Below are 15,737 nucleotides of genomic sequence, written 5' to 3'. Positions count from 1 at the left end.
CGACACCTCGAACGAATCGATGATCCCCGAACAGGAAAAGCACCGCGACGACATGCGTGCGGTGGTCATCGTGCCTGTCCTCAAGCAGCAGCGCGAAAGCCGTGATGCGGTGGCGGGTCCGGTTTCTCCTGTACGGTCTGTTGAGGCCAAGCTTGAGGAAGCAAAGGGGCTGGCGCTCGCCATTGATCTTGAGGTGACGCAAGGTCTTGTCGTGCCGGTCAACCAGCCGCGTCCGGCGACTTTGTTTGGAACCGGCAAGATCGAGGAAATCGGCCATCTTCTGGATGAAACCAATTCCGGTCTGGTGATCGTCGATCATCCTTTGACCCCGGTGCAGCAGCGCAATCTTGAAAAGCAGTGGAATGCCAAGGTCATCGACAGGACGGGCCTGATCCTCGAAATCTTCGGCCGCCGTGCCTCCACCAAGGAAGGCACGTTGCAGGTCGATCTTGCGCATCTGAACTATCAGAAGGGCCGCCTCGTCAGAAGCTGGACCCACCTTGAACGCCAGCGCGGTGGCGCGGGCTTCATGGGCGGTCCGGGTGAAACGCAGATCGAGGCCGACCGTCGGCTGCTGCAGGATCGCATCGTCAAGCTCGAGCGCGAGCTGGAGCAGGTCGTGCGCACCCGCCAGCTTCACCGCGCCAAGCGCCGAAAGGTGCCGCATCCGATCGTGGCGCTGGTCGGTTATACCAATGCCGGCAAGTCCACCCTGTTCAATCGTATTACCGGCGCTGGCGTTCTGGCGGAAGACATGCTGTTCGCAACGCTCGATCCAACCTTGCGCCGCATGAAGCTGCCGCATGGCCGCACGGTTATCCTGTCCGATACCGTCGGTTTCATCTCCGATCTGCCGACACATCTCGTCGCCGCTTTCCGCGCAACGCTGGAAGAGGTGCTGGAAGCCGATCTTATTTTGCACGTGCGCGACATGTCCGATCCGGATAATGCCGCCCAGTCGGCCGATGTGCTGCGCATTCTTGGCGATCTCGGCATCGACGAAAAGGAAGCCGAAAAGCGCATCATCGAGGTCTGGAACAAGGTCGATCGTCTCGAACCCGAAGCGCATGACGCCATCATTGAACGTGCCGAGGGCCGCTCCGATATTCGTGCCGTTTCGGCGGTCACGGGCGAGGGCGTCGATGCCCTGATGGACGAGATTTCCGGCCGTCTGTCAGGTGTCCTGACGGAAACGACTGTAGTCCTCTCCGTCGAGCAATTGCCGCTGATCTCATGGGTCTATAGCAACTCCATCGTGGATAGCCGCGAAGACAATGAGGACGGTTCGGTTTCCCTTGATGTACGCCTGTCGGAAGCGCAGGCCACCGAGCTGGAACGGAAGCTTGGAAAGGCAACCATCCGCGAGCGGGAAGACTGGGAGCAGTAAGCGCTCCGAGAACGATTGCGGTATGTTCCCTTATACTCAACGTCATCCTTGGGCTTGTCCCAAGGATCTAGACACACAAGATACAATCAGGACGTCGCATATGCTCGGGGCAGGCCCGAGCGTGACGCAGGAGAGGTTCTAGGTTTTCGTCACCACTGTCGAAAGCACCGGGCGCTCTGAGTTTTTCAGCATATCCGGGTGATCAGGACGAAATCATATCCAGCGAGCGTTCTATGCGTTTTGCCGCCTGCCACAGGTCTTCCATTCTCTCAAGGCTCGCTTCCTGAAGCGTTTCGCCATTTTCGGTGAGCGACGTCTCGATGTGATTGAAACGTCTGCGGAATTTCGTATTGGTGCCGCGCAGCGCGTCTTCCGGATCGGCTTTGACATGGCGGCCGATATTGACCAGCGCGAAGATGAGATCGCCAAGTTCATCAGAGACCTTCTCCGGCTTTCCCTCCGCCAGCGCTTCACGCAGTTCGGCGATTTCCTCCTCGATCTTGTCGAGAATGGGGGCTGGATCCGACCAATCGAAACCGACGCGCGCAGCCTGTTCCTGCAACTTGAGAGCCTCGGTCAGAGCCGGCTGGCTACGCTGCACACCGCCTAAAAAGCCGGCCTTGAAATCCTCGGTGATACCGCGGCGGGCGCGGCGTTCCGCACGCTCGCGCTTTTCCTCGGCCTTGATCTGGTCCCATTGCAGCTTGACGCTGTCAGGCGTATTGGCGGCGGAAACGGCAAAGACGTGCGGATGGCGGCGGATCATTTTGGACGTCACGGCCTCAACCACGTCGCCAAAGGCGAATTCGCCCCGTTCCTCGGCGATGCGGGCATGGAAAACCACCTGCAGCAACAGGTCGCCCAGTTCTTCGCAAAGATCGTCCATATCCTTGCGCTCGATGGCGTCGGCAACCTCATAAGCCTCTTCGATGGTGTAAGGCTTGATCGTCTCGAAGGTCTGGACGACATCCCAGGGGCAGCCGGTTTCCGGCTGGCGCAGGGCTTCCATGATCTCGATCAGGCGGGAAATATCCTTCGAGGCTTCCATAGTCTTTCAAACCTTCGTTCTTTATTTTCATACATATCCAGGCGGAAAACCGTCTAGAAATGCTCTAGTTCAGCGGAATATCGTTGCCACTCTTCGATGACTGATAGCTGGTGGAAAGCTCGTCATAGGCAGCCTTGATGCGGGCCGTCTGCGCCTTCAGCTCGGTCTTCAGCGGATCGTCTTCGCTCTCCACCAGATCGGCAATGAAGAAAGAGTTCCAGAAGGCGTTGCTGCGGCGATACCCGCCCGGCTCCAGCCCGAAAACTTCCTTGAGGATTTTCAGGTCGTGCGGAATGGCGAAAGCGTCGCGCGAATCCTCGTGGCTGAAAAAGGAGTAGAAATTGTCGAAGCCGGCCCAGGTGATGGCGGACATGCACATGGTGCAGGGTTCATGGGTGGAAAGGAAAATCAATTCCTTGGTGTTCGGTTTCTCACCCAGCTCGTAAAACCGCTTCAGCGCGTGCACTTCGCCATGCCAGAGCGGGTTTTCCAGCTCGTTATTCGTCTCCGCGATCACCAGCGACAAGTCGGATTTGCGCAGGATCGCCGCACCGAAAACCTTGTTGCCGAGGCTGACGCCGCGCGCCGTCAGGGGCAGGATATCGTGTTCGATAACATCGAGAAGACGGGCGGCAATTGTCGAGCTGGTCAAGGGTCTGATCCTTCGTACCGCCTCAGAGTGAAGCGGTTTTTGCATGGAGAAATCGACGAAAATAGTCCCTTCTTGTTCGGCGCGAGGGCCTGGTTTGTCAAGGGATTCTCAGGGGATTTCGAGGCGTTCGACAGGGTTGATAAAGGTGCGCCGGTTAGTTTTCCTCAAAAACAGGGGTGTTCGAGAAATAAAAATCCAGGTGTCGGAAAGGCTTGAATTTCTGTTTCTTCAATCTTGCGCCGCAATGCGGGATAAATGCCCGATGCACAACGAACACGATTTTTCCGCTTCTGGCGATCGCCTTTCGACCTTCCCCGCGTTCTTCCGGGTTGAGGGACGGCAGGTCGCTGTTTTCGGCAATGGCGACGAGGCCTTTGCGAAGGTAAGGCTGCTTGCCAATACCAATGCACATATCATTGCTTATGCCGACCAGCCGGAAGCGGATTTTGCGCGCTATATCAGCGAAAACGGCATCGATCATCGGGCTTTGGGTTTCGCAAGCCAGCTGATTGAAGGCGCGACGCTGGTTTTTGCCGCGACTGGAGACGAGGCACTGGACCGTGAGATCGTTTTGGCTGCGCGCGCCAAGAAAATCCCTGCCAATGCGGTGGATCAGCCGGAGTTCTGCGATTTCTTCACGCCGGCACTCGTCGCCCGCGCACCCGTCGCCATCGCCATTGGCACCGAAGGCGCAGGCCCGGTTCTTGCCCAGATGATCCGCGCACGTATCGATCAGATGCTGTCTCCGTCGCTGGGCAAGCTTGCGCGTCTCGCCGTGCAATATCGTGACGCCGCCGAGCAGAATGTTCCCAAGGGCGCGTTGCGGCGCAATTTCTGGCGCCGGTTCTTTTCCGGTGCTGTCGCAGATGCCGTCGCTCTCGGCGATACATCATCCGCCCGCCATGCCGCTGACCGTTTGCTGCAATCGCCCGAGCGCAGCGAAGGCCGCGTCTGGCTTGTGGGCGCTGGTCCCGGTGCTGAAGATTTGTTGACGCTGCGCGCGCAGCGCGTGCTGATGGAAGCGGATGTGATCGTCTACGATGCGCTAGTGCCGCAGGCAATCGTTGACATGGGGCGCCGCGACGCCGAGCGGCTTTCCGTCGGCAAACGCAAGGGCTGCCACAGCAAGTCGCAGGATGAGATCAACCGCCTGCTGGTGCGTCTTGGTAAAGACGGCAAGCGCGTCGTGCGCCTCAAATCCGGTGATCCGCTGGTCTATGGCCGAGCGGGAGAGGAAATGGCGGCGCTGCGCGATGCCGGTATCGGTTACGAGATCGTTCCGGGCATTACCTCCGCCTTCGCCGCTGCTGCGGATTTCGAATTGCCCTTGACGCTGCGCGGTGTCGCTTCGTCGCTGATTTTCACCACCGGCCACGATCTGACTGGCGATGTCCTGCCGGACTGGGCGCGGCTTGCCGTCTCCGGCGCTACCATTGCTGTCTATATGGGCCGCAGCGTTGCCGCGTCGGTCGCGACGAGGCTGATAGAGGCGGGTCTCGGCGTGGAAACGACCGTAGCCGTCATCGAAAATGCCAGCCGCGCGGATCGCCGCCTGCTGCATGGCACTTTGAAAGATTTGCCCGACCTCGAACATCGCGACGAACTGACCGGTCCGGTCATGGTCATCATCGGCGATGCGGTGGCGGGCGCCAATTTTGACAGGTCCGAGGCGCTCGCGCTTGTTGCGCGGCCAGCGAACCTTAAAAGGGAGTATGCAAATGGCTGACAAGGTTTTGACCGCCAACCGCCTGGGCGATGGGATCGCTGTATGGCTCGATGCCAATGGCGAATGGACGGAGAACCTGCAGGACGCAATCGTCGCCCGCCACGCAGAGGCCGTCGCTTCGTTCGAGGAAATCGGCAAGCGGGATTTTTCCGCCAACAAGGTCGTTGACGTGAATGTCATCGACGTGGTGGAGGAGAATGGCAAGCTTTGGCCGACGCGGCTTCGTGAGCGAATTCGCGCCGCTGGCCCGACCATGCACTATGCCAACGGCTTCAAGCCGGCCGATGCAGCATTCATCGCAGTCTGAGGAAGAATATGTACCGTTACGACGAGTTCGATCATGCATTTGTTGAAGGCCGCGTGGCACAGTTTCGCGATCAGGTCGAGCGCCGGTTGTCCGGCGAGCTTGCCGAGGACGCGTTCAAGCCGCTGCGCCTTATGAACGGTGTCTATCTCCAGCTCCATGCCTATATGCTGCGCGTCGCCATTCCCTACGGCACGCTGAATTCGCAGCAGATGCGGATGCTGGCCCATATCGCCCGCAAATATGACCGGGGTTACGGCCACTTCACCACCCGCCAGAACATTCAGTACAACTGGCCGCGCCTGTCCGACACGCCCGATATCCTCTCCGAACTGGCAAGCGTGGAAATGCATGCGCTGCAGACCTCGGGTAACTGCATTCGCAACGTGACCGCCGACCATTTCGCGGGCGCCGCCGCAGACGAGGTCGCCGATCCGCGTCCTTATGCGGAAATCCTGCGTCAATGGTCTTCCGTGCATCCGGAGTTCTCGTTCCTGCCGCGCAAGTTCAAGATCGCTGTAACGGGCGCCGAGCGCGACCGCGCCGCGATTCAGGTTCACGATATCGGCCTGCATCTGAAAAAGAACGACAAGGGCGAGATCGGTTTTGCCGTCTATGTCGGCGGCGGGCAGGGCCGTACGCCGATGATCGCCAAGAAGATCCGCGACTTCCTGCCGGAAGAAGACCTGCTGTCCTATACCACGGCCGTCATGCGCGTTTACAACCTGCACGGCCGCCGCGACAACAAGTACAAGGCGCGTATCAAGATCCTCGTGCATGAAACCGGCGCAGAAGAACTGGCCCGCCAGGTCGAGGTTGAATTCGCGGAGCTGAAAAACACCGAATTGAAGCTGCCGGATGCCGATATTGCGGCCATTACCGCGTATTTCGCACCGCCAGCATTGAAGGACCGTCCTGAAGGCTGGGAGAGCCTGGCGCGCTGGAAGCGGGCGGATCAGGGTTTTGCCCGTTTTGTCGAGCAGAACGTCCAGCCGCATAAGCATCCGGACTACGGCATGGTGACGATTTCCCTGAAGCCGATTGGCGGCATTCCCGGCGATGCGACTGACGAGCAGATGGAACTCGTCGCCGATATCGCCGCCGAATACGCGTTTGACGAAATCCGCATCAGCCACGAGCAGAACATCATCCTGCCGCATGTGGCACTGGCCGATCTCGAGCCGGTCTATCGCGCACTTGTAGGAGCTGGACTGGCGACTGCCAATGCCGGGCTGATCACCGATATCATTGCCTGTCCCGGGCTGGACTATTGCGCGCTTGCCAATGCGCGCTCCATTCCGGTGGCGCAGGAAATCTCCACCCGTTTTGGCGCGCCGGAACGTCAGGCGGAAATCGGCGAGCTTAAGATCAAGATTTCCGGCTGCATCAATGCCTGCGGCCACCACCATGTCGGCCATATCGGTCTTCTGGGTGTTGAGAAGAAGGGTGCGGAACTCTACCAGATCACGCTTGGCGGATCGGGTGATGAAAACACCTCGATTGGTGAGATTATTGGCCGCGGTTTCGAGCCGGAAAAAGTCACCGACGCGGTGGAAACCATCGTCGACACCTATCTGGGCTTGCGTCTTTCGAAGGAAGAAACCTTCCTCGAAGCCTATCGCCGCGTCGGACCGCAGCCGTTCAAGGATGCGCTCTACGGTTCCGCCGCTGAAGCCGCCTGAGGAGATTGCCATGACGAAAATCTGGAACCGCGACGGCTTCGTGGAAAACGATCCCTGGGTGATCGAAACGGAAGAGGTGAAGGCAACTGCCGAGCAGAAACCGGTGCTGTCGCTCGCTGATTTCCTTGTCCGTGCGGCTGAAAGCAATGATGTCGGCCTCGGCGTTCTGATTGCACCTTCCGACGATGTCACCCGGCTCGAGCCCTATCTCGACCGCATCGACCTTGTCGCCGTCAGCTTCCCGGCCTTCAATGACGGGCGGGGTTTCAGCCATGCCTCGTTGCTGCGCAGCCGTCTTGATTTTGCCGGTGAGGTGAGGGCGGTTGGCGATGTTTTGATCGACCAGGTGCCGCTGATGCTGCGCACCGGCTTTACCAGCTTTGCGGTGACGAACGAGACGGCGATCCGCCGCCTGTCCGAAAATCGCCTGCCGGAAATCCCGGTCTATTACCAGCCGACGGCCCTTCCGGCCAACGGTGGAGAGGCCTATAGCTGGCGCCGCCGTGCGGCCCAATGACGCGCTGTGCGGAAATATGAGTTTTAGATGCATATTTTCTGCGCGCATGGCAGTATTGATATTCTCATGCCTTCAAACCGCGGCAAAAATGGTATAATTGCCCGGTCGAAGAATGTCGCTTATCGAATGAATGGACGGAACCTGAAATGAACGCGCCAGCCAAGACGGAAGATTTCGCGATCAAGATACCTGATGGTGTTTACGCCGAGACAGTTTTGTCGGTGGAGCACTATACGGATCACCTGTTCCGTTTCCGCATGACGCGTCCGGCCGGCTTCCGCTTCCGCTCCGGCGAATTCGCCATGATCGGCCTGATGGTCGGCGAAAAGCCGATCTACCGCGCTTATTCCATCGCCAGCCCTGCCTGGGACGAGGAACTCGAATTCTTCTCGATCAAGGTTCCGGATGGCCCGTTGACCTCGCATCTTCAGGCGATCAAGCCCGGTGATACCGTGCTTATGCGCAAGAAGCCGACAGGAACTCTGGTTCTGGATGCCCTGACACCAGGCAGACGGCTCTATATGTTCTCGACCGGCACCGGCATTGCACCTTTCGCAAGCCTGATCCGCGATCCAGAGACCTATGAAAAGTTCGAAGAGGTCATCCTCACCCATACCTGCCGCGATGTGGCCGAACTGAAATACGGTTTCGATCTGGTCGAGGAAATCAGGAACCATGAATTCCTGAACGAGATCGTCGGCGACAAGCTCAAGCACTATGCGACTGTCACGCGCGAGGATTATCCCTTCAAGGGCCGCATCACCTCGCTGATTGAGAACGGCAAGCTGTTTGCGGATCTGGGTGTTCCCGCACTCGATCCCGCTATCGATCGCGGCATGATCTGCGGTTCTTCGGCCATGCTGAAGGACACGAAGGAGCTTCTTGAAAAGGCCGGCCTTAACGAAGGTGCGAACAACAAGCCTGCCGAGTTCGTCATCGAGCGTGCTTTCGTCGGATAACCGACACTTGCGCAAGTTGGATGAAGGAGGCCGTGAGGCCTCCTTTTTTATTTGTACGGTTTACTGAGGCAGTACTTCGTCGGCCTGCTTCGGGGCGATCTCGTTTCGGTAGATGAAGAAGAGAGCGATGGCGATTGCCGATATGCCGCCGCCGACCAAGTGCGAAAGGGCGTAACCGCCTTTGGTTACCAGCCAGCCGGCAACGACGTTGCTGAGGGACGCACCAATGCCTTGCACCATCATGACGCTTGCAAGGCCGACATTGAACCGGCCGGTTCCCTTGAGAATGCGTTCGGCGGCCACAGGCGTCACGATGCCCAGAAGGCCGGCACCGATACCGTCAAGCAGCTGCACCGGAAAGATTACCCAGAAATCGGTGAAGGCGGAAGCCAGCAGACCGCGGATCGGAAGGGCGGCAAGCGCGATCAGGAATACCGTCGCAAGACCGAAGCGACGGATCAGCCACGGCGCCAGGGCCGCAACGAAGATCATGGCAAATTGCGCGACGCCAGTAATGATCGCTGTTGTGCGAAATGGTGTCTGCAGTTCGATGGCGAAATTCTGCGCGATAAGCCGCCCCATCGGCGCGTTGCCGAAGTGGAATATAAGAAGAATGATCGCGAGGAATATCAGACCGCGTTCGTGAAGCAGCACGTTGATGCCTGAAGGCCCCGGTTCGCCCTTGTCTTCGCCAAGGCCTCGCGCCACCTTGTGGTCGATCCTGTCGGGGTCGATGGCGGCGGCGGCAACAAGTGCGCCGGCAGCCGTCAAAAGCATCAGCCCGATGACGCCATGCAAGCCGAAGAAGGAAACAGCAACGTAAGTGGCGAAGAGCGATGCGAAATTGCCGCCATGATTCCAGAATTCGTTTCGCGATATCTGACGGGAGAACAGGCGTTCACCGACCAGACCAAGCGTCAGTCCGGCCAGAGCCGGTCCCACGACGGCGCCGACAACCGCAGTCATGATCTGGCCGGTCCAGACGATCCACGCATCGGGAAAAATCAGCGTAATCAGCGCACCGACGGTCACGAGAACGACGGGGATGGCAATCAACGTTCTTTTCCACGTCGTGCCGTCCACCAAGGCGCCGCAGAACGGTGTGGCAAGCAGACCGACGAGGCCGCCGACCGTGGCAATCATCCCCAGCGAAAGCGATGACCAGCCCTGTGTCGCCAGAAATGCATCCAGAAAAGGCCCTAGCCCGTCACGGGCATCAGCCAGAAAGAAATTAAGCGCCGCAAGGGCAAAAAGCGTGCGGTCTGACATACCACCGCTGCGAGGCAGACCGCCGGAGGGGAGGCTGCCGCGCGGTGCCAAAACGCCGATCGTCGTCATGAAATATGCTCCGAAAAATATGCGGTAGTGATCAGAAATTGATCGACGCTGGCGAGAAACATCTATGCCTGCATTTGGTTGCATCGGCGCGATAGAAACATGAGCCTCTCGAATTTTTTGACAGTTGCTAAATAAACCGGAGGAACGTTTGACGGTGCAAGCGAGTTAGTCTTCGTGAAAAATTGGATACGCGCCATGAAAACGACGGCTATCACGAGTTTATTTTTTGCAGGGCTGCTCGGTGTGCAGCCGGCATTAGCGGACGAACGCGAATTCCTCTCGTCGCTGAAAGGCACATGGGCGGGGAAGGGAACCGTGATCACCCGCATTGGCACGCCGCCAATCAACGTCAATTGTACGCTGAATTCCAAAACGGGGACCTCGTCGCTTAATATGTCCGGCACATGCCGTGGCCTTCTGGTGGTCAGGCGCGCAATTGCAGCCGACCTGTCAGAGAAAGGCGGACGTTACAGCGGCGCTTACACCGGACCCTCCGGCCGACCGTCTGCCCTTTCCGGTACGCGACAGGGAAATGCAATCAATCTGACGGTTCGCTGGAACCGCGACATCAACGGCGACCGCGTCGCAGCCATGACAATCGAAAAAGTCGGGCAAAACGGCCTGCGGCTTCGCACCACCGACAAGGACGGCAGGACCGGCAAGACGGTGGTGACGAGCGATATCCGGCTCGTGCGCTGACCAAACCGTGAGATGAAGACAACGACCTATAAGGCGGCTTAAGCCTCTAGCTGAATTCGAGCAGCAAGGGGCAATGATCCGAGACTTCTGGCTGTCTCACCACATCAAAGTGATCGACCTGCACAACCGGGTTGACCAGCATGTAATCTGCAAAACGGTTTTGTTTGGCATAGTGCGAGGTGCGCGTGTCTGTGAAACCACGTGTTGTGACGAGTTCGATGAGATCCAGTTCCTTCAATACCGTGAAGGTGTCGCTCTCAGGCAGAACATTAAAATCGCCGCAGACGATGATCCGGTCACCATCCTCCGCGATGTCTTTGACGAGTTTCACGAGGCGTTTTGCTTGCACCAGACGGGCGGGAATATCGTGTTTACCGTTGGGGTCACGCAGCCCATGCATATGGGCGATGACGGCTGGCTGACCGGTCGTGAAGTCGAAAACCCTGACAGCATGGCCCGTGCGCGAACGCGGGTGATCTCCGTATCCATTCGCAGAAAAGCAGCCGTGCACGAAACCTTGAGCCTGCGCAACAATCGCGATGGATTTACGCACGAAAGTCGCCAGCCCCCATTGTGAGGGATATCGTGTCTCCCCGTGCCAGAGGTCACCCTGTGACGCAGGGCAAAAGATTGCCAGATGATCGGGTAGGGCTTCTTCGACATCGCGAAGGAAGTTCGCCCTTTGTGGCAGGTCCCTACCGTCATCGCGATAGCTCAGCCAGTCCTCTTCGGCTGCCGGTGTGTGCACCACTTCCTGCAAACATAGAATGTCGGGATCGGACGCGGAGATATAGGGAACAAGCTCGTCATGGAGCTTTCCGCCCCAACCATTCAGGCAAATCAAACGCATTCAAACTCCATCACCGCTTAAATTGCAGCATCCGGTTTAGCATGGAACGGGTTACGATCAATCGCATGTGACGTGGTAGCGCAGTCTTGGGGCTTGTGTCCGGAACGAAAGAGGCCCGGATCGCTCCGGGCCTTCATAAGTTCGTTCGTACCGATGCCTTTATTCGGCGGCCTCGGCATAAGCCTCCATCGGCGGGCAGGTGCAGATAAGGTTGCGGTCGCCATAGACATTGTCAATGCGGTTTACCGGCGACCAGTATTTGTCGATGCGGAAGGCGCCGGGCGGGAAGCAACCCTGTTCGCGGCTGTAGGGACGATCCCACTCGCCGACGAGATCTTCCACCGTGTGCGGCGCGTTCTTCAGCGGATTGTTGGTCTTGTCCGCACGGCCTTCCTCGATGTCGCGGGCTTCCTCGCGGATCGCCAGCATGGCATCGCAGAAACGGTCGATTTCCGCCTTGGTCTCGGATTCCGTCGGCTCGATCATCAGCGTGCCGGCAACAGGCCAGCTCATGGTCGGCGCATGGAAACCGCAGTCGACGAGGCGCTTTGCAACGTCGTCCACCGTCACGCCGCAGCTGTCTGCCAGCGGTCGGGTGTCGATGATGCACTCATGCGCCACTCGTCCCGTTTCGGACTTGTAGAGCACGTCGTAAGCGCCCTTCAGCCGTTCGGCGATGTAGTTGGCGTTGAGGATCGCAACCTTGGTCGCCTGCGTCAGCCCTTCGCCGCCCATCATCAGGCAGTAGCTCCAGGAAATCGGCAGGATCGACGGCGAGCCGAAGGGGGCAGCCGAAACCGCACCTTCACGACCGTCCGTCGTCGGATGGCCGGGAAGATAGGGAGCAAGATGCGCCTTGACGCCGATCGGCCCCATGCCCGGACCGCCGCCGCCATGCGGGATGCAAAAGGTCTTGTGCAGGTTGAGGTGGCTGACGTCGGAACCGATATCGCCGGGACGGGCAAGACCAACCATGGCGTTCATGTTGGCGCCGTCAAGATAGACCTGACCACCGTGTTTATGGGTGATATCGCAAATCTCGCGAACCGTCTCCTCAAACACGCCATGGGTGGACGGATAGGTGATCATGCAGCACGAGAGGTTTTCCGCATACTGCTCTGCTTTTGCTCGAAAATCGTCGATATCGATGTCGCCATTTTCCCGCACTTTCACCGGCACCACTTTCATGCCGACCATCTGCGCGGAGGCTGGATTGGTGCCGTGCGCCGAGGTTGGAATGAGGCAAACGTCGCGATGTGCGCCGCCATTGGCGATGTGGTAGTTGCGGATGGTCAGGAGCCCCGCATATTCCCCTTGAGCGCCGGAATTCGGCTGCATGGAGAAGGCGTCGTAACCGGTGACCGAGCACAGCTTTTCCGAGAGGTCATCGATCATCTCCTTGTAGCCGAGCGCCTGATTGGCCGGCACGAAGGGATGGATGTCGGAAAATTCCGGCCATGTTATGGGCAGCATTTCCGCAGTTGCGTTCAGTTTCATGGTGCAGGAACCGAGCGGGATCATCGAGCGGTCGAGCGCGAGATCACGGTCCGAAAGACGGCGGATGTAACGGGTCATCTCGCTTTCGGCACGGTTCATGTGGAAGATCGGATGCGTCATGTACTGGCTGGTGCGCAGCAGTTCCTTCGGCAGGCGATATTCCAACTCGAAATCCGAGATCGAGAAATTGCCGCCGAATGCGCGCCAGACCGCCTCAAGCGTCGCGGGACGCGTGCGCTCGTCAAGGCTCATGCCGATCTTGGTCGCGCCGACCTTGCGCAGGTTCACACCTTCCGCAACGGCCGAGCGCAGGATGACGCCCTGCATATGGCCGACTTCGACGGTGATGGTGTCGAAGAAGGTTTCCGGCTCGATGACGTAGCCTAGTTTCTCCAGGCCCTTGGCCATCAAAACGGCCTTCTGGTGGGTCTGCTGGGCAATTGCCTTGATGCCCTGCGGGCCATGGAAAACGCCATACATCGACGCCATGACTGCAAGCAGCACCTGCGCGGTGCAGATGTTGGAGGTAGCCTTCTCGCGGCGGATATGCTGCTCGCGGGTCTGCAGCGACAGACGATAGGCGCGATTGCCGCGCGCATCGACTGAGACGCCGACCAGGCGGCCAGGCATGGAGCGCTTATGTGCGTCCTTGACGGACATGTAAGCCGCATGCGGACCACCATAGCCGACCGGAACGCCGAAACGCTGCGAGGTGCCGATGGCGATATCCGCACCCATTTCACCGGGTGACTTCAACAGCGTCAGCGCCAGAAGATCGGCGGCAACGGCAGCGATGGCACCCGTCTGGTGCAGGCGGGAAATCAGGCCCGAGAAATCGCTGACGTGACCGTGGGTGCCCGGATACTGGAAGATCGCGCCGAACACGTCGACAGGATCGAGATCGGTAAATGGATTGCCAACGATAACCTTCCAGCCGAGTGGCGCCGCGCGTGTCTCGATCAGCGCGATGGTCTGCGGATGGCAATTGGCATCGACGAAGAAGGCGGTCGCCTTGGACTTCGCGACGCGCTGGCACATCGCCATGGCTTCGGCAGCAGCAGTCGCTTCATCGAGCAGCGATGCATTGGCGACATCAAGGCCGGTCAGATCGCAGACCATGGTCTGGTAGTTCAGCAGCGCCTCAAGACGGCCCTGGCTGATTTCTGGCTGGTAAGGCGTATAGGCTGTGTACCAGGCCGGGTTTTCCAGAATGTTACGCTGGATCACCGGCGGCGTGATTGTGCCGTAATAGCCCTGGCCGATCAGCGAGGTCAGCACCTGGTTCTTGTTGGCCGTCTCGCGCAGGCGGTCGAGCGCCTCGCGTTCGGTCAGCGCTGCACCCCAGGTCAGCGGCACCTTCTGGCGGATGGAGGAGGGAACGGTGGCGTCGATCAGGGCATCGAGGCTCTTGTAGCCAATGACCTTCAGCATCTCCGCCATTTCCGACGGCGACGGCCCGATGTGACGCCGGTTGGCGAAATCATAGGGCTGATAGTCGGTGAAATGGAATTCCGTGGGCGTCGTCATTACGCGATCAGCTCCTTGTAGGCTGCCTCGTCGAGCAGCGTATCGGCATCCGCGGCGTTGGAGAGCTTCAGCTTGAAGAACCAGCCAGCACCCTGCGGATCGGAATTGACCAGCGAGGGATCGTCGACGATGGCCTGGTTGATTTCCACCACTTCGCCATCCAGCGGACAATAGACATCGGAAGCCGCCTTGACGGATTCAACGGTCGCCGCGTCGCCATTCTTGGAGAAGGTGGCGCCCACTTCCGGCAATTCGACGAAGACGAGGTCGCCAAGCTGTTCAGCGGCGTGGCTGGTAATGCCAACGGTGGCGATATCGCCTTCGAACTTCAGCCATTCGTGTTCTGCGGTAAATTTCAGCATCGTATTCTCTCCGGAGATGGGATGAAGATTATCGTTTGTAGGTGGGCTTGATGAAGGGCAGGGCAGCGACGGTGACGGGCAGATATTTGCCGCGCACTTCCGCAAAGATCGCCGTGCCGGGAGCAGTATGGGCCGCCGGGACGTAACCCATGGCAACGGGACCTTCGACAGACGGACCGAAGCCGCCGGAAGTCACTTCGCCGATTTCCGTCTTGCCTTCGGCATCCGCGAAAAGCTTGGAATGACCGCGCACCGGTGCCTTGCCCTCTGGCTTCAGGCCGACGCGACGACGCGATGTGCCGTCCTTGAGTTCACCGAGAATACGCTCTGCCCCAGGGAAACCGCCTTCGCGATCACCACCGGCGCGGCGCGCCTTCTGGATCGCCCATTCAAGCGAGGCTTCGATCGGGGAGGTCGTTGTATCGATATCGTTGCCGTAGAGACAAAGGCCAGCTTCAAGACGCAGGCTGTCGCGCGCTCCAAGCCCGATCGGCTCGCAATCAGGGTGCTCAAGCAGGGCCTTTGCGATCTCTTCCGCCTTTTCGGCAGGCACGGAGATTTCAAAACCATCCTCGCCGGAATAACCGGAACGGGAAACGATGCAGGGAACGTCGTGCAGCGGAACTTCCAGCACGTCCATGAACTTCATTTCGGAAACACCGGCCCAAAGCTCGGCCAGAACCGCTTCAGCGCGTGGTCCCTGAAGCGCAATCAGCGCCCGATCATCGAGAAGGGTAATGTCGCAAGTGTCAGAAAGATGCGCCTTCATATGGGCGACATCGGCGTCCTTGCACGCCGCGTTGACGACGACGAAAAGGTGATCGCCGCGATTGGTGATCATCAGATCATCGAGGATACAGCCGTTTTCATCGGTGAAGAAACCGTAACGCTGGCGGCCCTCCTTTAGGCCGAGAATGTCAACCGGCACCAGTTTTTCAAGCGCGATTGCAGCGTCGGCATTGTTGCCCGACTTCGCCTTCACGATAACCTGGCCCATGTGGGACACGTCGAAGAGGCCAGCAGAGGTACGGGTCTGAAGATGTTCCTTCAGCACGCCCGCTGGATATTGCACCGGCATGTCGTAACCGGCGAAAGGCACCATGCGGGCGCCGAGGGAAACATGTAGGGAACGGAGCGGCGTGATTTTAAGCTCGGCGGTATCGTCCAAGGACGCCTCCAGGGTTGCGCG

14 protein-coding genes are annotated in these 15,737 nt (G+C 58.9%); 7 read left to right on the top strand and 7 right to left on the bottom strand.

The window, feature by feature from the left end; genetic code table 11:
* Window positions 1–19 precede the first annotated feature (19 nt).
* Window positions 20–1,387: a GTPase HflX gene (hflX, locus tag J5276_RS07635; protein ID WP_236761495.1), complete on the top strand. Its 1,368-nt coding sequence runs from the start codon at window positions 20–22 to the stop codon at window positions 1,385–1,387.
* A gap of 202 nt (window positions 1,388–1,589) precedes the next feature.
* On the opposite strand, the gene mazG is transcribed toward hflX, so the two are convergent.
* Both mazG and J5276_RS07625 read right to left on the bottom strand, forming a co-directional pair.
* Entirely contained in the window at window positions 1,590–2,435 is an 846-nt protein-coding gene (gene mazG / locus J5276_RS07630) for a nucleoside triphosphate pyrophosphohydrolase (protein ID WP_025593370.1), read from the bottom strand.
* A 64-nt stretch (window positions 2,436–2,499) separates the two neighbouring features.
* Window positions 2,500–3,087: a deaminase gene (locus tag J5276_RS07625; protein WP_038490910.1), complete on the bottom strand. Its 588-nt coding sequence runs from the start codon at window positions 3,085–3,087 to the stop codon at window positions 2,500–2,502.
* Between the two features lie 262 nt (window positions 3,088–3,349).
* On the opposite strand from J5276_RS07625, the gene cysG reads away from it, so the two are divergent.
* The 5 genes from cysG (at window position 3,350) to J5276_RS07600 (ending at window position 8,275) form a co-directional block, all read left to right on the top strand.
* Entirely contained in the window at window positions 3,350–4,813 is a 1,464-nt protein-coding gene (gene cysG / locus J5276_RS07620) for a siroheme synthase CysG (protein ID WP_112155120.1), read from the top strand.
* Window positions 4,806–5,120: a DUF2849 domain-containing protein gene (locus J5276_RS07615; RefSeq protein ID WP_003512933.1), complete on the top strand. Its 315-nt coding sequence runs from the start codon at window positions 4,806–4,808 to the stop codon at window positions 5,118–5,120. Before cysG ends, J5276_RS07615 begins: the two co-directional genes overlap by 8 nt.
* An 8-nt stretch (window positions 5,121–5,128) precedes the next feature.
* On the top strand, window positions 5,129–6,799 hold the full coding sequence (locus J5276_RS07610) for a nitrite/sulfite reductase (protein WP_112155093.1): 1,671 nt from the start codon (window positions 5,129–5,131) through the stop codon (window positions 6,797–6,799).
* Between the two features lie 10 nt (window positions 6,800–6,809).
* Window positions 6,810–7,316, top strand: coding sequence for a DUF934 domain-containing protein (locus J5276_RS07605; RefSeq protein ID WP_111783314.1), 507 nt, complete (start codon window positions 6,810–6,812; stop codon window positions 7,314–7,316).
* Window positions 7,317–7,462: 146 nt separating this feature from the next.
* Window positions 7,463–8,275 carry a ferredoxin--NADP reductase gene (locus tag J5276_RS07600; protein WP_003512938.1) on the top strand — a complete coding sequence of 271 codons (813 nt, stop codon included), beginning with the start codon at window positions 7,463–7,465 and terminating at the stop codon, window positions 8,273–8,275.
* 60 nt (window positions 8,276–8,335) lie between these two features.
* On the opposite strand, the gene J5276_RS07595 is transcribed toward J5276_RS07600, so the two are convergent.
* A complete protein-coding gene (locus J5276_RS07595; RefSeq protein WP_112155092.1) occupies window positions 8,336–9,613 on the bottom strand; it encodes an MFS transporter in 1,278 nt (425 codons plus the stop codon).
* 195 nt (window positions 9,614–9,808) lie between these two features.
* Here J5276_RS07595 and J5276_RS07590 point away from each other — a divergent pair, with 195 nt between their 5' ends.
* Complete coding sequence (locus tag J5276_RS07590) at window positions 9,809–10,312, top strand: hypothetical protein (protein WP_003512942.1); 504 nt, start codon at window positions 9,809–9,811, stop codon at window positions 10,310–10,312.
* Between the two features lie 46 nt (window positions 10,313–10,358).
* On the opposite strand, the gene J5276_RS07585 is transcribed toward J5276_RS07590, so the two are convergent.
* The 4 genes from J5276_RS07585 to gcvT all read right to left on the bottom strand — a co-directional run bounded on the left by J5276_RS07585 (window position 10,359) and on the right by gcvT (window position 15,716).
* Window positions 10,359–11,162, bottom strand: a complete 804-nt coding sequence (locus tag J5276_RS07585; RefSeq protein WP_065657935.1) for an endonuclease/exonuclease/phosphatase family protein — start codon at window positions 11,160–11,162, stop codon at window positions 10,359–10,361.
* A gap of 159 nt (window positions 11,163–11,321) precedes the next feature.
* Window positions 11,322–14,186 carry an aminomethyl-transferring glycine dehydrogenase gene (gcvP, locus tag J5276_RS07580; protein WP_112155091.1) on the bottom strand — a complete coding sequence of 955 codons (2,865 nt, stop codon included), beginning with the start codon at window positions 14,184–14,186 and terminating at the stop codon, window positions 11,322–11,324.
* The gene (gene gcvH, locus J5276_RS07575) at window positions 14,186–14,548 is read right to left on the bottom strand and encodes a glycine cleavage system protein GcvH (RefSeq protein WP_003512948.1); all 363 of its coding nucleotides are present in this window, start codon (window positions 14,546–14,548) and stop codon (window positions 14,186–14,188) included. The genes gcvP and gcvH overlap by 1 nt, the downstream gene beginning before the upstream one ends.
* A gap of 28 nt (window positions 14,549–14,576) precedes the next feature.
* Window positions 14,577–15,716: a glycine cleavage system aminomethyltransferase GcvT gene (gcvT, locus tag J5276_RS07570; RefSeq protein ID WP_112155090.1), complete on the bottom strand. Its 1,140-nt coding sequence runs from the start codon at window positions 15,714–15,716 to the stop codon at window positions 14,577–14,579.
* Between the last annotated feature and the right edge of the window lie 21 nt (window positions 15,717–15,737).

Origin of the sequence: Agrobacterium sp. S7/73, assembly GCF_019355535.1 — a bacterium.
GTDB lineage: Bacteria > Pseudomonadota > Alphaproteobacteria > Rhizobiales > Rhizobiaceae > Agrobacterium > Agrobacterium tumefaciens.
This window is presented reverse-complemented; position numbering and strand designations above follow the sequence as displayed.